Source organism: Micromonospora sp. WMMA1949 (assembly GCF_027460145.1).
In the GTDB taxonomy this organism is placed as follows: domain Bacteria; phylum Actinomycetota; class Actinomycetes; order Mycobacteriales; family Micromonosporaceae; genus Micromonospora.
Genome location: NZ_JAPZBG010000001.1, coordinates 2,250,770 through 2,270,124, shown reverse-complemented (window position 1 = coordinate 2,270,124; position 19,355 = coordinate 2,250,770). Strand labels below are relative to the sequence as shown.

The window sequence follows — 19,355 nt, the reverse complement described above, 5'->3', positions numbered from 1 at the left end:
GTCAGGACTTCGCCCAGCGCAGGATCTCGCCGAGCACCAGGTCCCGCGCCTCGACGTGCGGGAAGTGCCCCACGTCGTCGAGCAGCCGCCACTCGTACGGGGCGGTGACGTAGCGGCCGGAGCCCTGGGCGGTACGAGGGAGCGAGGCACGGTCGAGGGCGCCGTGCAGTTGCAGGGTCGGCGTGACCAGCGGCTTCTGCATCAGCTTCACGAAGCGGTAGCCGTGCAGCCGCAGCACCGAGCGGAACGCCCAGCGGTAGCCCTCCATCGCGCAGAACGCGGCCTGCGGGATCTGCATCGCCACCCGGCAGCAGTGCGCGTAGTCGGCGAAGTCGGGGCCGGACACCCAGCGCGGCCCGCCCCACCGGCGCAGGATCTCCTCCACCTCGGCGGCGTCGTCCCGGGTCAGCACGTGCTCGTAGCGGGGGAGCTGGAACTTCAGGGTCGCGGTGGCCGAGGTGAACTGGCCGCGCGGGTCGGCGAAGATGGCCGCCCGCAGCCGCAGCGGGTGCGGCGCGCCGAGCACCACGAGCCGGCGCACAAGGGTCGGGTGGAAGGAGGCGGCGGTCCAGCCGATGAGCCCGCCCGCGCCGGTGCCGACCACGGTGGCGGACCGTTCGCCGAGCGCCCGGATCAGGCCGGCGACGTCGGCGGCGAGCGTGTAGCCGTCGTACCCCCGGGGTGGCTTGTCGCTCGCGCCGTAACCGCGCAGGTCGACCGCGACCGCGCGGAAGCCCGCGTCGGCGACCGCGGGCAGCATCTCGTGCCAGGCGTACCAGTACTCGGGGAAGCCGTGCAGGAAGAGCACCATCGGGCCGGTGCCCGCCTCGACGACGTGGAACCGGCTGCCGTTGGCGCCGACGAACCGGTGCGTCCACGGCCCTTCGGGCAGGACGCAGGACTCGTCGACGGGTCCGCCGCGCTGGTCGGTCATGGGGCACAGCCTAGGGCTGCCGGTCACCCACCGGCCCCGCAGGTGACGAGGATCAGGGATTTCTCCGGGCGGTCACCCGGAACCGCGAACCCCGATGCTTCGGAGGCGTGTGAACGCGCCGCTACCGGCTGTCAATCCTCGATGATCCGCATCGGGATGCCGGGTCCGCAGTCGACGGAGCGGTCCCGTGCGGTGAGCCGCAGCGTGACGAGGTCGCCCTTGCGCAGCTCGCCGGCGTTGGGGCCGTACACCGCGTACTCCATGCCGTTCTCGTCCATCAGCCCGTAGCACGGCCCGGACCCGCCCCTGGTGATCCAGCCGGCGACGACGCCCGTCGGCCGGTTGTCGGTCGGCTTCTTCGGCGGGCCGGCGGGCCGGCGAAGCGTCGGCAGGTCGCCGGCGGAGCGCGGCGTGGGGCGACCGGCGGGCGAGGCCGCGTCGCCGGTGGCGGGCTGGTGGTCGTCGGACACGGATCCTCCGTCTCGGCTGCGAGCGCCGGCGGGCAAGGCCGTCGCGAACGCGGCCGGCAGCGTGGTGCGGGGCGTCACCGGGATGGGACGCCGGTGCGGTGTGCCGGGTTCCCCGGAAAGGGCGATGCCCGGGCGGTTCACCGCCCGGGCATCGCGTGGTGCGTCGATCAGTGGATCAGGAGAAGCGGACCTTCAGCGAGGTGCCGTTCTGCTCCAGAACCTTGATCTTGGTGCCGGTGGCCGGGAGCTTGACGCCGTGGTTCGGCAGCTCCGGGTACCAGTACTGCTTGGTGTCGTCGAACAGCGGCTGCGCCGCCTGGCCGCGGATGTACTGCGGCTGGCTGTTGAGGTGCAGCGTGAACGAGTCGGCCTTCTTCAGGCTGAACGGCGCGTCGTAGACCTGGACACGGGCCCGCCAGGGCTGGCCGGTCAGGTTGTAGATCGGCCGCGGGTGCGCGTCGATGATCATGTTCCGACCCTCACCCGGGTGCGCGAACGTGTCGTTGTCCGCGAACCGCAGGTTCCAGTAGGAGATCAGCAGACCCTCCTGGTACGCGTAGTGGTCCACGTAGTCCGGGCGGGTGTTCGCGTAGCCGAAGAAGTACGGGCCGGTCTTGAGGTACTTGTCGTACGAGACGTACGACCGGTTGCCGGCGATGTAGTAGTTGTCGAACTTACGGGTGTAGGTCTCCTCGACGATGCTGAAGCCGCTGAGGGTCCAGCCGTTGGCACCGGCCTCGGCGCCGTCGGTGAGGACGGTCTGACCGTCGGCGGTCACGGTGATCGCGTCACCGTAGAAGCCGCCCTCGGAGACACCGCCGTCCGTCTGGTAGCGGAGCCGGAACTGCACGACCTTGCCGGCGACCGCGTCCATCGGGATGTTGACGTCGACCCACTGGTTGTTGCTGGAGCCGTCCAGGGCGTAGCGCCCGGGGGAGATCTCCTTCAGCGGGGTGCCGTTGGCCGTACCGGGCAGCGAGGCCCAGGTCTGGCCACCGTCGGTGGACGCCTCGAAGAACAGGTAGTCGTAGTCCGCCTCGATGCTGTAGCGACCCTTCATCGACAGCGCGGCGCTGGTCTTCCCGGTGAGGTCGACAGTGCGCGTCATCGTGTTGTTCAGGTCGTCGTCGTTGCCCGAGAAGAACTGCTTCGTACCCTCGAACGGCTTGCCGTTCTGGAACGTGTACTCCCGCTGCGGCAGCACCACCACGGCAGCCTGGGCCTTGGGGGAGTTGTACTCCTGCGGGCCCAGCTCCAGGGTGCGCTTCTGGCCGGCCACGATCACCTCGTAGTCGAGCCAGCCGAGCTGGAGCTTGTTCCAGGCGCCGAGGTCGCCACCGCGCTCGCCGATGCCGCCGTCGTTCTTGGCGCCGAGCCGGCTCTGGGCCATCAGGGTCCAGTGCTCGTTGTTGTTGTCCCCACCACTGACCACGTTGTAGTCGTCCGGCAGACCGAGGTCGTGGCCGTACTCGTGGTAGAAGACGCTCCGGCCACCGTTCTCCGGCTGGATCGTGTAGTCACCGATCCAGACGCCGGTGTTGCCGATCTGGGTGCCGCCGGCCGGGAAGTTCTCCGGGCCGGTGTTGCCCTGGTCGCTGGCGAAGGCGTACCACCGGTGGCTCCAGATGGCGTCCTCACCCTGGTACGGGTCACCGTCGGCCTGGTCGCCGCCGGCGTGGACGATCTGGAAGTGGTCGATGTAGCCGTCCGGCTCGTTGAAGTTGCCGTCGCCGTCGAAGTCGTACCGGTCCCACTCGTCCATCGCCTTGACGTCCGCGGCGATCTCCGCGTCGGAGCGGCCCTGCGCCTTCTGGTCGGCGACCCACTGGTTGGCGGCGTCGCGGACCAGCGCCCAGGTGTTGGTGCAGACGTTCGAGGCGCACGGGTAGCCGTCGGAACGGCCGTAGCGAGCCTCGTTGTACTGCACCTTCACCCAGTTGGTGACCTCGCCGTCGACGCTGTACCGACCCGAGGACTGGGCCTCGTAGTACTGCTTCAGCGACTCGTCGCCCGGGTTGGTGCCGAAGTACAGCTGCCGGTAGTGGTCGGCGCTGTAGTCGGCCTGCCAGACCGTGGAGTTGTCCACCGCACGGTTGGGCTGGGGGATCTGGTTGCGGAGCGGACCGTCGAACCGGGTCGGGCCCGGGGTGTCCGGGTCGGTGTCCTGGTCCGGGTAGTTCGGGTGCCGCTCGTCGCCGAACTCCGCGAGGATGACGAAGATCTTGTCGGTCCGCTCGCGGGAGAGTTCGACGTACTGGTCCTCGGTCGGACCCTTGCCGGCCTTGGTGCTCTTGGCGGACCTGCCCGCCGCGGAACCGGCGGCAGCCTTCTCGCCGACCTTGACGACGGTGCTGCCGTTGATCTTCTGGGCCTTCGCCCTGCCGGACAGGACCTCGCTGAGGCCTTCCTGGCGCAGCGCGCGCCGCTTCTCCTCGAGCGGGTTGGGCAGGTCGTGCTCAGCCTGCGCAGGCTCGGCCACCGACGGAGCGGCGGCCGGCAGCTTCGGCGTCGGCGCGGCGCTGGCGGACGTGCCCGCCACCAGCCCCGTCGCGGTCAGCGAAAGCCCGAGCAGACCCACTGCGACTTTGCGCACGTGGTACCTCCGGTGTGAGGGAACCGGCCCAACTGGGGGTACGGGCCGGTGGAACGTCCCACTAGTGGGACCAATGGTGAACATAGACACTGCTGCGACTGGTGGGAAGATGTGTGCGTCGATTTGTAGCAACTTTTTGTTGGGAATGCTTTCCACCGTCACACGCCGGCCCGTCGCCGAGCCGTTGACCAGCAACGATGTCTCGATCATGGAGTGCAGTGACAATCATGGATTAACCGGGTGCGCGGAAGGGTCGGGAGCGCTCGCGCTCCCGACCCTTCCCCCATCGAGCATCTTCAGCTCATTTTCCGGTCATTCCGGTTCCGGTTTGAACGTACGGCTCAGCTCCGCGGCGGAACCACGTACACCTGGGCGTACGAGTTGTCCTTCGCGGCCCGCTTGATGATGATCGAGACGCCGTACTGGACGCCCGCGTCACCCGGGTTGCCGGTGCCGAGCACGATCGCCCCGCCACCCAGCGTCGAACCGTAGTAGTCCGTCGCCGGCGTGCCGTCCGGGTTCACCACCCGGGTCGTGTACTGCTGGTTGCCCCGCGACGGGATGACCACCGAGGCGTCGTTGTCCCGCGCGTACGCGGCGCCGTCGCGGATCTCGATGCCCGGGTACCAGCCCTTGGCGTCGGTGAAGCCACGCACCGGAGCCTGCGGGCCGAACTTCGTGCAGTACTCGCTGTACGGCTCGTCCGCCGCCTCCAGGCACTCCTTGAACGGGTACGTGGGCTTCAGGCCGAACGCGGCGTTGGAGGACTGCGGCCGGCTGGGCAGGTTCTTCAGCACCGACGGGTCCTTCTCGGCCGCGACGCCCTTGCGGCGCAGCGGGTCGTTGTGCGAGTCGACGATCAGCAGACCGCCCTTCGCGCCGTAGCTGGGCAGGGCGGTCATCTGCGCGGTGACGTGGTTGACGTCGCCGAGCTGGGTGTCCCGGTACCAGACCAGCATGCCCGGCGCGTTGTACGCGATCCGGTCGACCTTCCACGCCTCGTGCGAGTAGACGGTGTCGTAGGTGTACTTCAGGCCCTTGTCGAAGCCGTCGAAGTTACGCCACTCGGCGAGGTAGTAGTGCGACTTCACCTGCGTGCCCGAGTCGATGTACCAACCCGCGCCGCTGGTGTCGGTGAAGGTGCCGCCGGTCTGGGTCCAGCCCGCCGCGCCGCTCTCCACGTCGTCGCTCCACGTGGTCGCGCCGCCGCCGGTCACCGAGAAGTCGTCGGCGAACCAGCCGCGCTCCACGAACGCCTCGTCGGTCGCGTACCGCAGCCGCACCTGCACGGTCTGCCCGGCGTACGACGACAGGTCGACGTAGTCGTGCCGCCAGCCGCCGGTGCTGCCGGTCAGGCCGTACTTCTTGTTGCCGAAGTCGACCATGCGGCCGTTCGGGTCGGCGTAGCCGTCATTCGTGGAGACCAGCGCGCCGCCCTCGGCGTACACCTTCTGCTCGTTCCAGGTGGCGCCGCCGTCGGTGGAGACCTCGACGAAGCCGAAGTCCCAGTCCGCCTCGATGACGTAGTTGTTCCACATCCAGAACTTCGCGTCAGCGGCGTTCGGGACGGTCACCGTGCGGCTGAGCTTGACGTCGGCCCAGTTCTGGTCGGCGCCGGAGTACCACATGTTCCCGCCGCTGTGCGGCGTGGCCAGCGAGATCACCTTGTCCGGCAGGTCGATCTTGATGCCGTCCTCGGTGCCGACCGGCGTACGCGACGTCTGCCCGAGCTTGACCAGCTTGGCCCGGTCACCCGGCCCGAACGTCTTCGGCTCGGCCCAGCCCAGCACCCACTTGTCCCAGAGACCCATGTGGGTGGGCAGCGCCTGGAAGATCTCGCCGGAGTGCGAGCCGGACGCCATCAGGTCCCAGAAGTCCACGTCGGAGTCGGCGTTGCCGGAGGTGTCGTAGAGGTCCGGCAGGCCCAGGTCGTGCCCGAACTCGTGGGCGAAGACGCCGACGCCGGCGTCCTCCGGCTGCACGATGTAGTTCGACACCTTCAGGTTGGTGCCCGGGATCGTGTAGCCGCCGGTCACGGTCGAGGAGTGCGCCCAGACCGAATAGATCCCGACGTCGCCGCCGCCACGGGACTTGCCCTGGTTGGCGTGCACCAGCACCAGGTGGTCGATCACGCCGTCCGGCTCGTGGTAGTTGCCGTCGCCGTCGCGGTCGCTCTGGTCCTCGATGTCGTAGTCGGCCCAGGGGAAGTTCGGGTCGGCGGCGGCCAGCGCGTCGATCGCGTCGGTGGCGAGCCGGCCCGCGCCCTGCGGGTTGTCCGGGTGGCCGTTCATCGACTGCTCACGCCCGGCGACCCAGTTGCCGTTCTCGTCCTGGAAGCAGCGTGAGGCGGCGTACCAGCCCTCCGAGTGCGGCACCGTGATCCACGGGCTGGCCTGCCCGTCCACGGTGTACGCGCCCTTGGACATCTCCAGGTACATGTTGTGCATGGTCCGTCCGGCGAGGCTGATGCCCGGCTTGCCGTCCGGCCCCTTCAGGTCCTTGCGGACCCGCTCGGTGATGCCCTTCTTGCTGTACAGCATCTTGTCGTAGTGGGCCGGGGAGAAGTCCGGCACCCACATCGAGTTGTTGTCCTTGTGCGGCAGCGTGGCCGGGTTCGGGATCGTGTTGTGCCGCGGCCCGTTCTGCACGGTGCCGGGAACGCAGGTGCGGTCCTCGAACACCGTCTTCGGGACCATCACGTTCGTGAAGTCGTCGTTGGCCTTGTCGTTGAACTCGACGAGCAGCGTCAGCAGCTTGGCGGTCTGCGTGCTCTTGGCCTTCTTGATCTTCCGCGGGCTGTGGCCGGTCCGGATGGACTTGGCCTCCAGCTTGGCCAGCTCGCGGGCGGCGACCGGGTTGCCCCCGGCGTACTTGCGGTCGTAGGCGCGGGCCTCGTCGGCGGGCGAGGAGAAGACGCCGTCGCGGCCCTTGATCTCCTTGCCGCCGGTGTCCGGCTGGACCTCGGGCTCGGCGTAGTTGATGTAGTGCTCGTCCGCCCCGATCGTGACCGGTGCGGACCGGGCCGGCTGAGCCGCCGCGCTGCCCGTCACGGTCAGCGACGTGGCCGCGAGCGCGATGGCGGGCAGCGCGACGAGTAAGCGTCGCCGTGCCCTGTGCTGCGACATGGGGAGCATGCCACTCCGTTCGTAGGGAATGGTGGGGAACCGGCCGTCTCACTGACGCTCGTCGAAATCCGCCGGTGCGGCTGAACGTAACCGACAAGCAGCGACATCGACAGTGGTGGAAAAGTGCTCTGGCCGATCAGGTCAGCTCGGGTCCACCGATCGACCAGCGCGGATTCCGGGTACGACGAAGGGGCGGACCGCAGTGCGGTCCGCCCCCTGGTCGGGCTGTGGTCAGTCCTCGTCGGACTTGCCGCCGCTCATCCCCGACGAGATCAGATCCATCACCGAGGAGTCCTGGAGCGTGGTCACGTCGCCGAGCGACCGGTTCTCCGCCACGTCCCGCAGCAGCCGGCGCATGATCTTGCCGGAGCGGGTCTTCGGCAACTCCGGCACCAGCATGATCTGCCGCGGCTTGGCGATCGGGCCGAGCGTCTTTGCCACGTGGTTGCGCAGCTCGGCGATGAGCTGCTCGCCCGCGTCACCCGAGATCTCCGTGCTGCCGCGCGGGATGGCGAACGCAACGATCGCCTGGCCGGTGGTCGGGTCGGTCGCGCCGACCACCGCCGCCTCCGCCACCGACGGGTGGCTCACCAGCGCCGACTCCACCTCCGTCGTGGAGATGTTGTGACCGGACACCAGCATCACGTCGTCCACCCGGCCGAGCAGCCAGATGTGCCCGTCGTCGTCCTTCTTGGCGCCGTCACCGGCGAAGTAGACCCACTCGTCGCCGGTGTTCGCGCCCGCGCCGAACCGGGACCAGTACGTCTCCAGGAACCGGTTGTCGTCGCCCCAGATCGTCCGCAGCATCGACGGCCACGGCTCCTTCAGAACCAGGTACCCGCCGCCGCCGTTCGGCACCGACTGGCCCTGGTCGTCGACCACGTCGGCGACGATGCCGGGCAGCGGGCTCATCGCCGAGCCGGGCTTCGCCTCGGTCACACCGGGCAGCGGCGAGATCATGATGGCGCCGGTCTCGGTCTGCCACCAGGTGTCCACCACCGGCAGCTCGCCGCGCCCGACGTGCTGCCGGTACCAGATCCACGCCTCCGGGTTGATCGGCTCACCGACGCTGCCGAGCAGGCGCAGCGACGACAGGTCGTACCCGGCCGGGATGTCCTCGCCCCACTTCATCATGGTGCGGATCAGCGTCGGCGCGGTGTACAGGATGGTCACCTTGTACTTGTCGACGACCTCCCAGAACCGGCCCTTGTGCGGGGTGTCCGGCGTGCCCTCGTACATGACCTGGGTGGCGCCGTTGGAGAGAGGGCCGTACACGATGTAGGAGTGCCCGGTCACCCAGCCGATGTCGGCGGTGCACCAGTACACGTCCGTCTCCGGCTTCAGGTCGAACACCGCGTGGGTGGTGTACGACGCCTGGGTCAGGTAGCCGCCGGTGGTGTGCAGGATGCCCTTCGGCCGGGCCGTCGTGCCGCTGGTGTAGAGGATGAACAGCGGGTGCTCGGCGTCGAACGCCTGCGCCTCGTGCTCCGGCGACGCCGTCTCCACCGTCTCGTGCCACCAGTGGTCCTTGGCCGACCAGGCGACCTCCTCACCGGTGCGCCGGACCACCAGCACGTGCTCCACCGACGGGCAGTTCGCCACGGCCTCGTCCACCGTCGGCTTGAGCGCCGACGGCTTGCCCCGGCGGAAACCGCCGTCCGCGGTGATCACCACCTTGGCGCTGGCGTCCTGGATCCGGTTGGTGAGCGCGTCGGCGGAGAAGCCGCCGAAAACCACGCTGTGCGTGGCGCCGACCCGGGCGCAGGCGAGCATCGCCACCGCCGCCTCCGGGATCATCGGCAGGTAGATCGCCACCCGGTCACCGGCGGTCACGCCCAGCTCGGTCAGCGCGTTCGCCGCCTGGCAGGTGAGCCGGTGCAGGTCGGCGTAGGTGACGGTACGGGTGTCGCCGGGCTCGCCCTCCCAGTGGATCGCCACCTTGTCGCCGAGGCCCGCCTCGACGTGCCGGTCCAGGCAGTTGTACGCCACGTTGAGCTTGCCGCCGGTGAACCACTTCGCGAACGGGGCGTTCGACCAGTCGAGCACCTGCTCCCACTGCTGGGCCCAGGCCAGCCGGCCGGCCTGGCGCTCCCAGAAGGCCAGCCGGTCACCGGCCGCCTCCTCGTACGCCTCGGCGGTCACGTTGGCGTTCGCGGCGAGTTCAGCCGGCGGCGGGAACTGGCGCGTCTCGTTCAGCAAGTTGGCCAATGCCTCGCTCATGCGGTGACTCCTTCGTCGCGTGACCTGCGTCTCCTGATGCGGGGAAGGTTAGTCCCGGCGTACCCCGGCCGCGACCGCCCCGCCCCGCACCGCGCGCCCAGCGGCCTCCTCCCCGCGCCGAGGTGTAAGGAAGGGCCCCTTGTTAACGCCTCCGGTAGAGGAAGGGCCCCTTATTAACAACCCCGGGCTCGGGAGGAGTCCGGTGGTCGCTAGCGTGACGGGGTGACCACCGATCCGCTCGCCCCGCTGCTCGCGCTCGCCGACGTCGCCACCGCCGTCGACCAGGCCCGCGAGCGGGTCGACCAGGCCCACCGGCACCGCGCGCTGCGCCGCCAGGGCGGCCAGGTCGCCGCCGAGGTCAGCCTCCGCTCCGCCGTGGCCAGCGCCGCGCTGGAGGGCCGCGTCCACGACCGCGAGGAGGTACGCGCCGGCACCGTCACCGACCCCGTGCTCCAGGGCGCGCTGCGGGTCGCCGGGGCGCTGCCCGGGCTGAGTGACCTCTGGCCCAAGGCGCCCCGGCAGGTGATGGCCCGGCTGCACGTACTCGCCGCCCGCGACGTGGTGACCGAGGAGGAACTGGGCCGCCCGGTCGCCGACCCGGTGGTCGCGGCCCGCCTCGACGGCCTGGCCGCCCTGGTGGCCGGCGGCACCAAGGTGCCACCGCTGGTGCTGGCCGCCGTCGTCCACGGCGAGCTGCTGAACCTGCGCCCGTTCCCGGGCCCGTCCGGGGTGGTGGCCCGCGCCGCCGCCCGGCTGGTGCTGATCTCCACCGGGTTCGATCCCCGCGGGCTGGTCGCGGTGGACGTCGGTCACCGTGAGCGCGAACCGGAGTACGTGGGCGCGGCCGGTGCGTTCGCCACCGGCACGCCCGACGGCCTGCGCTCCTGGCTGCGGCACTACATGACGGCGGTGGAGGTCGGCGCCGACCAGATCACGCTGATCGGCGACGAGATCCTCGCCGCGTCCTGACGGGCGCGCGGGGTGTCAGGCGGTCGGTGCGGCGGCGCGGGTGCGCCGGTGCCGGCCGTACCAGGCGATGCCGATGGCCACGCCGACGCCCACACCGAGTGCCGCCGCCGCGACCGGCACCGCCGGCCGCTCGCGCAGCCGCCGGCCCAGCGGGATCGGGTGCCGGAACTCCAGCACCGGCCACGCGTTCTCCACCGCCAGCTTGCGCAACGCGCGGTCCGGGTTGACCACCGTCGGATGCCCCACGCACTCCAGCAGCGGCCGATCGGAGTACGAGTCGGAGTACGCGTACGAGTCGGCCAGGTCGTAGTCGCGCTCCAGAGCCAGTTCGCTGACCGCCTCGACCTTGCTCGGGCCGGCCGCGTAGAACTCGACCTCGCCGCTGTAGCGGCCGTCCACCACACCCATCCGGGTGGCGATCACGTCGGTGATCCCGAGCAGCTCACCGATCGGCCGGACCATCTCGTCACCGGACGCGGAGACCAGTACGACGTCCCGCCCGGCGGCCTGGTGCTCCTCGATCAGGGCGGCTGCCTCGGCGTACACATAGGGGTTGATCAGTTCGTGGAGTGTCTCCGCGACGATCTGGCGGACCTGTTCCACCGGCCAGCCCTTGCAGAGCGTGGCGAGGTAGTCCCGGGTGCGGGCCATGGTCTGCTCGTCGGTGCCGCCCAGCCGGAACATCAACTGCGCGTACGCCGACTTGACCACGTCACGCCGAGTGATCAGCCCGTCCCGGTAGAACGGCCGACCGAACGCCAGGGCGCTCGACTTGGCGATGACGGTCTTGTCGAGATCGAAGAAAGCGGCGCTACGGCCCACGGCGCGAAAGTCTAGCCCGACCGGAGACGCGGAGGCGTCCGCGCGGGTCGGGAAAGCCGATGAGCACCCGGTGGAGTGACGGCGGTCACAGGCAGCTATCGATGAATTTAGCTTTGCGTGGAGTGAACAACACTCGACGTATAAGGGTCGACTGCGGCATGCTTGTCCTCGCGACGGGAGTTCGCATACCCGGCGTCGATGGGCCTCGGCGGTTGCACCCCCCGTAACCGCTGAGTCGGTTCGGCTCGACCCCCCCGGAGCCGAACCACAAGACGACCCCCGTCTCCCCCCGACGGGGGTCGTCCCTTTGCGCCGTGCGCGTTCCGCCCCGGGATCAGGGCCGGTAACCGGGGTCGGCGACGGCGTCGGCGATGCGGGTGAGCCAGTGCAGATCATTGGCCCGCGACTCCGCACTGGCCCCCGGATCGAGAATGCTGCCCAGGAACACCGCGACGTCGTCGAGATGCCGTTCGCTGCGGTAGTAACTCAGCAAGGCCCGGTCCAGCTCCACTGCTCCGTACCCTGCACGAAAGAGCTCGGCCCGGCGCCGGTCGACCGGATGGTCGCCGAAGTCGGCGCTGTAGACGAACATCAGGTCCCGCTCGCGCGGCGCGAGGATCGGCGCGTCCCAGTCCACGACGTGCAGCGGCCCGTCGCCGTCGGCGATCAGATTGCCGGGATGGATGTCGGCGTGGCAGATGACGTGCTGCCCCGGCGTCACGCGCGACGCCAGGTCGTCGACGGTCTCCGCCAACCGGTGCAGCGCGTCACCGTACCGCTTCCAGAAGGCGCCGAGGACCTCGCTCGTCGCGGCCTGCCCGCCGAGGGTGCGCAACCGCTCGCCCGCGCTCGACCGGTACGTCTCGGCCGGCAGGACGGCGGCGACCTCCGCGCTCGGCGTGACCCGGTGCAGCCGGCCCAGGAACTCGCCGTACTCGATCCACTGGCGGTCGGTGAGACCACGCCCCCACAGGCTGCCGCCGTCGTGGAACGGGTAGAGCAGTAGCCGGTAGTCCCCGTACCCGCGCCCAGCGCCACCGTGGTCCAGCGGCGCGACCACCTGCCGAAGGCCCTGCGCGCGCAGAAAAGAAGGCAGCAGGACGGCGGCCGGGGTGAAGTCGCCCCGCCGCACCTTCAGGAAGTAGCGTCCGCCGTCGGACGTCTCCACCCGGTACGCCCACGCGTGCCCGTCGAGTCCGACCGGCATGAACGCCAGGTGGGTGACATCCACCGACCAGGCGGCGGCGACCTCCGCCGCCAGCATCCGCTCGTCGATGTCAGGCTTGTCGATCACCCGACGGAGCGTCGCAGCCGCCGGCGGGACCCGGCAAGGGAGTTACCGGATCACCGCGCGCAGCGTCTGCCGGGCCGGCTCGAAGCACACCAGCCCTCGGCCCCGCTCGTCGGCCACGACCCACGGATGACCGACGTACGTCTGCTGCCGGTACGACTGCCCGGGCCGCAGCACCGCGTACTGCTGTCGGCGGCCGTCGTAGTTGATCCAGTGGACCACGACTGTCGACTCCCGGGTGTTGACGAAGTCGATGAACGTCGACGGGCCACCGCCGTGCGAACGCAGCCGCGATTCGCGCGAGGCCGGTAGCGGAGCCAGATCCCCGGGCCTGACCACCGGCGGCTTCGGCCGGGGACGCGTGGGCGCCGGAGAGGCCGCGCGGCTGCTCGGGGCGGCGCGGCGAGTGGGTGCGGTGGTGCGGGTCGGCGCCACGGCGCGGCTGGAGAACGACACCGACGGCGGCGCGTAGGACTTCTCCGGCGTCTCCGTCACCGACTCCGCCCGGGTCGGGGAGGCCAGGATCGCCTGACCTTCGAGCGGCGGCGGGAGGTCGGGGCGACGCGGTGCGGCGAAGACGCTGACGATGCTCGCCAGCACCACGACTACGAGCCCGAGTGCGATCGCGGCGAGCAGCATCGGCGACGGATCGCGTAGCCACACCTGGCCACCGGCCGTCGGGGCGGACCGCGAGTGGGGTCGAACCGAGGGGGTCGCGAGGGGGCGCGGTGAATCGGTCATGGCCTCGATTCCGCAAGCCGGTGCCGTCCATTGAGCGGCGAGGGGCCCCGATTATCCGTTCCTGATCATCCCTGCCGTCAATGCCCGGTGGGCGAATCGTTTCTCCCGTCTCCGGCACATAGCAGATCAACCGGCTCGCCGAGGTCTGTCCACAACCCCTTCGGTTGTCCACAGGGCACAGATCTCGCCTCCTCCGGCCGGGCAGGCTGCACCCCGGCACGTCCGAGTTCGACAGTTGGAGGCCGCCATGCCGCCCCGTACCCCGCTCCCGCCGTACCGTCGCCTGCCACTGCTCGTCACCTCGGACGGCGACCTTCTCGACGAGCTGCTGCGACTCGCGGCCGCCGGCGGCACCGAGGTCGAGCTGGCGGCGGATCCGGCCGCCGCCCGGGCCCGCTGGGCCCCGGCGCCGCTGGTCCTCATCGGCGCCGACCAGGCGGCGGCCTGCCTGCGGGCACGCCTTCCCCGCCGCGCCCGCACGGTCCTGGTCGGTCGCTGCGGGGAGCTCGATCCGGGTACGGAGTTGGCCGAACTCGTCGGCGCGGAGCACGTCGCGACGCTGCCGGCGGCCGAGCCCTGGCTGGTCGACCGGTTCGCCGAATGCGTGGCCGGTCCGGTCGGCCCCGGCTCGGGCCGGGTGGTGGCGGTGCTCGGCGGCCGGGGCGGCGCCGGAGCCAGCGTGCTGGCGGGTGGGCTCGCCGTCAGCGCGGCCCGGTCCCGGCTGCGGACGCTGCTCGTCGACGCCGACCCGCTCGGTGGCGGTCTCGACCTGGTGCTCGGGTGGGAGCAGCTCGACGGGTTGCGCTGGCCCGAACTGGCCGGCACGGACGGGCGGGTCGACCCGCCGTCGCTGATCCGCGCGCTGCCCAGCCGAGGCGACCTGGTGGTGCTCTCCTGGGACCGGGGCGACCTGCGGCACCTGCCGGCCGAGGCGATGGCTGCCACCGTCGACGCCGGCCGGCGCGGGCGCGACCTGGTCGTGCTCGACCTGCCCCGCCACCTCGACGACGCGGCGGTGGTCGCGCTCCAGGCCGCCGATCGCGCGCTGCTCGTCGTACCGGCGGAGCTGCGGGCAGCGGCTGCGGCGGCACGGGTCGCCGCGGTCGCCGCGCCGCACTGCGTCGATCTGTCTGTAGTCGTGCGCGGCCCGGCGCCCGGTCGGCTGCGCGCGGCAGAGGTGGCCCGGGCGCTGGGACTGCCGCTCGCCGGCACGCTGCGACCCGAGCCGGGACTGTGCCGCGGGCTTGAGCGGGGCGAGGCGCCGGGCGCGAGCGGGAAGGGGCCGCTCGCCGCGCTCTGCCAGCGGCTCGTGGACGAACTGGTCGGGTCGTCCGCAGCGGGTGCGGCATGACCGTGCCGGCCGACCCGGGGGAGCTGGCGGCCCGGGTCCGGCACCGGTTCGCCGCCGAAGCCACCCCTGTCACACCCGCCGCGATCGTCTCCGCGGTACGCGCCGAACCGGCGACAGCGGTACTCGGTGACACCACGCTGCTACGGATCGCCGACCGGGTGCACGACGATCTGGTCGGCGCCGGGCCACTGGCGCCGCTGCTCGCCGACCCGCAGGTCACCGACGTGCTGGTGAACGGGGTGCGGGTCTGGGTCGACAGGGGCCGGGGACTGCAACAGGTCGCCGTGCCGCTGGGCACGCTCGACGACGTACGCCGGTTGGCGCAGCGCCTCACCTCGGCCGCCGGCCGGCGGCTCGACGACGCCTCGCCGTACGCCGACGCGCGGTTGCCTGACGGCACCCGGCTGCACGCGGTGCTGCCTCCGGTGGCGACCGACGGACCGTACCTGTCGCTGCGCACCTTCCGGCAGCGGCCGTTCACACTGGACGAACTCGTCGAGCGGGGCACCGTGCCCCGGCCGGTCGCGCCACTGCTCGCCGCAGTCGTGGCGGCCCGCCTCGCGTACCTGGTCAGCGGCGGTACCGGCTCCGGCAAGACGACGCTGCTCAACACGTTGCTCGGGCTGGTGCCCGGCACCGAGCGGATCGTGCTGGTGGAGGACGCCGCCGAGCTGCGCCCGGTGCACCCGCACGTGATCGGCCTGCAGGCGCGTACGGCCAACGTCGAGGGTGCCGGTGCCGTCGGTCTCGGTGATCTGGTGCGGCAGGCGCTGCGGATGCGGCCGGACCGGCTGGTCGTGGGCGAGTGCCGGGGCGCCGAGGTGGTCGATCTGCTGGCCGCACTGAACACCGGCCACGACGGCGGGGCGGGAACGTTGCACGCCAACGCCCCGGCCGACGTCCCGGCCCGGCTGGAGGCGCTGGGGATGCTCGGTGGCCTGCCCCGGCTCGCGCTGCACGCCCAGGTCGCCGCCGCGTTGCAGGTCGTCCTCCAGCTCCGCCGTACCGGCGAGGGGCGCGTGCTGGACTCCATCGGCCTGCTGCTGCCCGACGGGCCCGACCGGGTGGTGACAGTGGTCCCGGCCTGGACTCGCGGCCGAGGTCCTGCCCCGGCGGCCCGGCTGCTCGCCGGCCTGCTGCGGGAGCGGGGAGCGCCGGTGCCGCCGATCCTCCAGGCGGCGTGGCCCACCCCGGCGGAACCGTCGTGACCGGCCACCTCTGGCCGGCGGTCCTGCTCCTGGCCGCAGCGGCGGTCGCCGTCGCCTGGCCGGTACGGGCCGGTCGCGCCCGGCGCCTGGCGATCCTTGGCGATGCCGGCACCCCGGCTGAGCGGGCGAGGGGTGCGGGTCCGGCATCGCCGGCCCGGCCGCCACGACGTCCGCTCGACTCCGGGCCGAAGGCGTCTGCCCGGCCACCCGGCCGCGGCCGGGAACGGCGTCGCCCCGGAGCCGAGCACCAAGCACGACGGTGGCCGGACCTCGAACCGGCTACGGCCTCAGGGTCGCCGGTATCGGCTCCCGCGATGGCGCAGCGGATCCGGCGGTGGGCCGGCCTCGGCGCCGCCTCACATCGATCGGCCGAGCACTCGCCTGCCGCTCCGGCGCTCTCCGCCGGACGCGTGCTGCCGGTGGCGGCGCTGGGCGGCGCCGTGACGGGGGCGCTGCTCGGTGGTCCGGTGGCAGCCCTGGTGCTCGCCACCTACGGCGTGCTCGCGGCCCGGGCGGTGCTGCGTCGGCGTACCCATCGGACGGCGGCGCTCGCGCACCGCCGCGAACTCGACCGGCTTGGCGCTGTCGCCGCCGACCTGCGGGCCGGACTACCCGCCGACGGCGGCATCGACGACGGCCCGGGACGCGTGGCGCGGCTGGCCCTGGCCGCCGGGAGGCTGGCCGACCGGACGGGCGCGCCGCTGGCCGATCTCCTGGAACGGATCGAGGCCGACGCCCGCGCCGCCGACCGGGGCCTTGCCGCTGCCGCCGCCCAGGCTGCCGGGGCGCGGGCGACCGCCTGGCTGCTCGCCGCACTGCCGCTCGGCGGGATCGGTCTCGGCTACGGCATCGGGGTGGACCCGGTGGCGGTGCTCCTGCACACGCCGGTGGGCGGTGGCAGCGCGGTGGCGGCAGTCGTATTGCAGGTCGGTGGGTTGCTCTGGGCCGAGCGGCTCGGCGTCACGCCCGGGCAGGCCGCCTGATGTCGCGGCAGGTGCTGGCCGCCGTGTGCCTCGGCGGCGCCGCGTCGCTCCTGGTCGTCGCCGGTCCGGTCGTCCGCCCGGCGCGGCGGCTGCGCCGGCTCGCCCCGGCGCCGCCGCCGACTCGCCCAGCATGGTGGCCGGATCGGGTACGCCTCGGCGCAGCGCTGGCCGGGGTCGCCGTGGCGGTGGTCGTCGGCGGTGCGACGGGCCTGGTCCTCGGGCTGCTGGCCGGTGTCGCCGCCGACCGTCTGCTGCGCCGGATCGAGCCACGCGCCGCTCGGGAACGGCGACTGCGGGAGACCGCCGACCTGCCGCTGGCCGCGGACCTGCTGGCCGCCGCGCTGCGGGCCGGCGCGCCGGTCGACCGCTCGGTGCTCGCCGTCGCGGAGGCGCTCGGCGGCCCACTCGCGGAGCGACTCGGCCGGGTCGGCCGGACTCTGCAGCTCGGTGGCAGCCCTGGCGAAGCCTGGTCGCACCTGGACGGCGTGACCGGGGCCGAGCCCGTGGTCGCGGCAGCGGTGCGCTCGTCGAACAGCGGCGCCGCCCTGGCTCGCGCGCTGACCCGGCTGGCCGACGACCTGCGTGCCGAACGCTCGACCGCGGCCGAGGCGGCGGCCCGCCGCGCGGGAGTGCTCATCGTGCTGCCGCTCGGGCTGTGCTTCCTGCCCGCCTTCATTCTCGCCGGTCTGGTGCCGGTGATCGTCGCCGTTCTCGGCGATGTGCTGTGAACCATCGAGAAGGGACGTACGACATGCGCAAGCTCCTCACCCGCCTGCGGGGTGACGCCGGCATGAACACCGCCGAGTACGCCGTGGGCACCCTCGCCGCGGTCGCCTTCGCCGGGATCCTGCTGAAGGTGCTCACCTCCGGCAACGTGCAGTCCGCGCTGACCGCCGTCATCGACCGGGCCCTGAAGTGATCGGGCGCCGGCGGGCCGGCCGTGGTGGCCGGCGGCTCCACTTGCTCGACGTGCCGACCGATTCCGTCCAGGACACCGTCGGTCGCCGGGCCGGGACGGTGTGGCGCCGGTGGCGTTCGTGGGTCGCGTGCGAGCGGGGTTCGTTCACCGCCGAGCTGGCGGCCGGCCTGCCGGCGCTCATGCTGCTCCTCGTCGCCGGTCTGACCGCGGTGAACGCGGTGGGCGTGCGGGTCGCGTGTGTCGACGCGGCCCGGGAGGCGGCTCTCGCCGCGGCCCGGGGCGAGACCGGCACTGCCGCTGGAAGCCGGTACGCCCCGGAGGGTGCCGAGGTGACCGTGACGGTCACAGGCGATCGGGTCACGGCGACGGTCCGGGCGCCGGTCCGGACGCTCGGTGCGCGGCTGCCCCGGCTGGTCGTGTCGGCTGAGGCGGTGGCGGCAGTGGAACCCGGTGCGCCGGGGCCGGTGCCGTGAGCCCCAGCAGTGCTGGGGCCGACTCCTCGTTCCGCCGGCTCGCCGTGGAAGGGCCGGCCAACACGAGCAGGCTCAGAACAAGCAGGCTCAGAACGAGCGGGCCCGGGACGACCACATCCCGGGTGGACGCGACCGTGGGGAGCGGAGAGCGCGGGCAGCCCGGTGGTAGGGCGCCCTCGGCCGACCGAGGCGGCGCGACCGTGTGCCTGCTCGCTATCGGGCTGGTGTTCGTGCTGGTCGGGACGTTCGGCGCCGCGCTCGGGGCAGCCCGGTGCGCACGGCATCAGGCCCGCAACGCGGCGGACTTCGGTGCGCTGGCGGGTGCCGGGCAGGTGCTCGACGGCGCCGATGCCGCCTGCGCTCGCGCCGCCGACCTGGTCTCGGCCAACGGCGGCCGGATGACAGGATGCCGGGCCGACGGGCTGGACCTGATCGTCACGGCGCGGGTCCGTGTCGCGCCGCTGCCGGGGCTGAGCCGGGACGCCACCGCGACGTCCCGGGCCGGCCCGGCCCGGACCTGACGGGCGGACGCCGCGCCTGAACCGAGGGCAAGGCCGAGGACCAAGCCCGGCTCAGCAGGCGCCGGGCCGGGTCAGCGGGACTGGAGCGCGTCCAGTCCGACCGCCATGGCGATCACCAGACGGCGGTCGATCTGCGGGTGCTGGATCTCCACGGAGTACCGGTCCCGCAGGCCCCACTTCCGGTCGACCGAGAACACCGGCTGGCCGCCGGCCATGAAGTCGAAGTGGTACGGCAGCCAGGACAGCGAGTCGACGAACCGGCGCAGCAGCGCCACCGGCAGGCTGCGCTCCTGCCCGGTGGCGGGCGGCAGGCCGGGCTGCTCGACGTGCCACGTCGAGCGCAGCAGCGACTGGGCGAAGTCCTTGCGGAACAGCCCGATGGGGTTGCCCGCGTGATCGGTCACGTCGTAGGTGGCGCCGAGGTCGAGCCGCTGACGGGCCTTGAAGCCGAGAAGGGGGTACTGCTTGGAGTCGTCGGTGTAGATGGTCACCTGCTCCTTGAAGGCGAGCCGCTTCTGCTGCGCGAACGCGAGCAGCCCGCCTTCGGAGCCGTCGGGTGCCACCGAGTGCACCTCGTACTGGTTGACCATCATCCGGAGCCGCTGACGGATGATGAAGCGGTGCTGGGCCTGCAGGTTGTCGGGCGACATGGGATCTCCTTCGAGGGTCGCCGGAGTCTTGCACAGCAGGGCGACCACCGCTCGCCCGGTCGCACCCACCCAGCAGCCGCTGCCG

At 72.0% G+C, this 19,355-nt stretch carries 17 protein-coding genes; 8 read left to right on the top strand and 9 right to left on the bottom strand.

All coding sequences use genetic code 11. From position 1 onward, the window contains the following. Position 1 precedes the first annotated feature (1 nt). The 5 genes from O7607_RS10585 to acs form a co-directional block, all read right to left on the bottom strand. Positions 2–934, bottom strand: coding sequence for an alpha/beta fold hydrolase (locus tag O7607_RS10585; RefSeq protein ID WP_269702798.1), 933 nt, complete (start codon positions 932–934; stop codon positions 2–4). 131 nt (positions 935–1,065) lie between these two features. Next, a complete protein-coding gene (locus O7607_RS10580) occupies positions 1,066–1,404 on the bottom strand; it encodes a hypothetical protein (protein WP_269702796.1) in 339 nt (112 codons plus the stop codon). Positions 1,405–1,579: 175 nt separating this feature from the next. After that, a complete protein-coding gene (locus tag O7607_RS10575) occupies positions 1,580–3,982 on the bottom strand; it encodes an immune inhibitor A domain-containing protein (protein ID WP_269706938.1) in 2,403 nt (800 codons plus the stop codon). A gap of 356 nt (positions 3,983–4,338) precedes the next feature. Beyond that, a complete protein-coding gene (locus O7607_RS10570; protein WP_269702794.1) occupies positions 4,339–7,122 on the bottom strand; it encodes an immune inhibitor A domain-containing protein in 2,784 nt (927 codons plus the stop codon). A gap of 231 nt (positions 7,123–7,353) precedes the next feature. Beyond that, positions 7,354–9,342, bottom strand: coding sequence for an acetate--CoA ligase (gene acs / locus O7607_RS10565; RefSeq protein ID WP_269702792.1), 1,989 nt, complete (start codon positions 9,340–9,342; stop codon positions 7,354–7,356). Between the two features lie 222 nt (positions 9,343–9,564). Here acs and O7607_RS10560 point away from each other — a divergent pair, with 222 nt between their 5' ends. Continuing rightward, complete coding sequence (locus tag O7607_RS10560) at positions 9,565–10,311, top strand: oxidoreductase (protein ID WP_269702790.1); 747 nt, start codon at positions 9,565–9,567, stop codon at positions 10,309–10,311. A 15-nt stretch (positions 10,312–10,326) separates the two neighbouring features. Here the strand turns inward: O7607_RS10560 and O7607_RS10555 are convergent, their stop codons facing one another. From O7607_RS10555 to O7607_RS10545, 3 genes are all read right to left on the bottom strand, one after another. Continuing rightward, the gene (locus tag O7607_RS10555) at positions 10,327–11,133 is read right to left on the bottom strand and encodes an HAD family hydrolase (protein WP_013283636.1); all 807 of its coding nucleotides are present in this window, start codon (positions 11,131–11,133) and stop codon (positions 10,327–10,329) included. Between the two features lie 334 nt (positions 11,134–11,467). Then, positions 11,468–12,427 (bottom strand): phosphotransferase enzyme family protein, encoded by a 960-nt coding sequence (locus O7607_RS10550; protein ID WP_269702788.1) that lies wholly within the window; start codon positions 12,425–12,427, stop codon positions 11,468–11,470. A gap of 42 nt (positions 12,428–12,469) precedes the next feature. Continuing rightward, positions 12,470–13,087: a VHL beta domain-containing protein gene (locus O7607_RS10545; RefSeq protein ID WP_269702787.1), complete on the bottom strand. Its 618-nt coding sequence runs from the start codon at positions 13,085–13,087 to the stop codon at positions 12,470–12,472. A gap of 325 nt (positions 13,088–13,412) precedes the next feature. On the opposite strand from O7607_RS10545, the gene ssd reads away from it, so the two are divergent. The 7 genes from ssd (at position 13,413) to O7607_RS10510 (ending at position 18,620) form a co-directional block, all read left to right on the top strand. Then, positions 13,413–14,516, top strand: coding sequence for a septum site-determining protein Ssd (gene ssd, locus O7607_RS10540; protein ID WP_269702785.1), 1,104 nt, complete (start codon positions 13,413–13,415; stop codon positions 14,514–14,516). Further along, positions 14,513–15,724, top strand: a complete 1,212-nt coding sequence (locus O7607_RS10535; protein ID WP_269702783.1) for a TadA family conjugal transfer-associated ATPase — start codon at positions 14,513–14,515, stop codon at positions 15,722–15,724. Before ssd ends, O7607_RS10535 begins: the two co-directional genes overlap by 4 nt. After that, a complete protein-coding gene (locus tag O7607_RS10530; RefSeq protein WP_269702781.1) occupies positions 15,721–16,707 on the top strand; it encodes a hypothetical protein in 987 nt (328 codons plus the stop codon). Before O7607_RS10535 ends, O7607_RS10530 begins: the two co-directional genes overlap by 4 nt. Further along, positions 16,707–17,435 carry a type II secretion system F family protein gene (locus O7607_RS10525; RefSeq protein WP_269702779.1) on the top strand — a complete coding sequence of 243 codons (729 nt, stop codon included), beginning with the start codon at positions 16,707–16,709 and terminating at the stop codon, positions 17,433–17,435. The genes O7607_RS10530 and O7607_RS10525 overlap by 1 nt, the downstream gene beginning before the upstream one ends. Positions 17,436–17,458: 23 nt before the next feature. Further along, positions 17,459–17,626, top strand: coding sequence for a DUF4244 domain-containing protein (locus O7607_RS10520; RefSeq protein WP_013283643.1), 168 nt, complete (start codon positions 17,459–17,461; stop codon positions 17,624–17,626). A 98-nt stretch (positions 17,627–17,724) separates the two neighbouring features. Then, complete coding sequence (locus O7607_RS10515; protein WP_269706937.1) at positions 17,725–18,099, top strand: TadE family type IV pilus minor pilin; 375 nt, start codon at positions 17,725–17,727, stop codon at positions 18,097–18,099. A gap of 122 nt (positions 18,100–18,221) precedes the next feature. Beyond that, a complete protein-coding gene (locus tag O7607_RS10510; RefSeq protein WP_332367308.1) occupies positions 18,222–18,620 on the top strand; it encodes an Rv3654c family TadE-like protein in 399 nt (132 codons plus the stop codon). A gap of 71 nt (positions 18,621–18,691) precedes the next feature. On the opposite strand, the gene O7607_RS10505 is transcribed toward O7607_RS10510, so the two are convergent. Continuing rightward, positions 18,692–19,270, bottom strand: coding sequence for a hypothetical protein (locus O7607_RS10505; RefSeq protein WP_091414614.1), 579 nt, complete (start codon positions 19,268–19,270; stop codon positions 18,692–18,694). Positions 19,271–19,355 lie beyond the last annotated feature (85 nt).

What these genes read in the sequence shown, in the direction of transcription:
- O7607_RS10535 (WP_269702783.1), top strand. Translation starts at nt 14,513, where the DNA reads ATGACCGTGCCGGCCGACCCGGGGGAGCTGGCGGCCCGGGTCCGGCAC.
- O7607_RS10520 (WP_013283643.1), top strand. Translation starts at nt 17,459, where the DNA reads ATGCGCAAGCTCCTCACCCGCCTGCGGGGTGACGCCGGCATGAACACC.
- ssd (WP_269702785.1), top strand. Translation starts at nt 13,413, where the DNA reads ATGCCGCCCCGTACCCCGCTCCCGCCGTACCGTCGCCTGCCACTGCTC.
- O7607_RS10505 (WP_091414614.1), bottom strand. Translation starts at nt 19,270, where the DNA reads ATGTCGCCCGACAACCTGCAGGCCCAGCACCGCTTCATCATCCGTCAG.
- O7607_RS10585 (WP_269702798.1), bottom strand. Translation starts at nt 934, where the DNA reads ATGACCGACCAGCGCGGCGGACCCGTCGACGAGTCCTGCGTCCTGCCC.
- O7607_RS10570 (WP_269702794.1), bottom strand. Translation starts at nt 7,122, where the DNA reads ATGTCGCAGCACAGGGCACGGCGACGCTTACTCGTCGCGCTGCCCGCC.
- acs (WP_269702792.1), bottom strand. Translation starts at nt 9,342, where the DNA reads ATGAGCGAGGCATTGGCCAACTTGCTGAACGAGACGCGCCAGTTCCCG.
- O7607_RS10525 (WP_269702779.1), top strand. Translation starts at nt 16,707, where the DNA reads ATGTCGCGGCAGGTGCTGGCCGCCGTGTGCCTCGGCGGCGCCGCGTCG.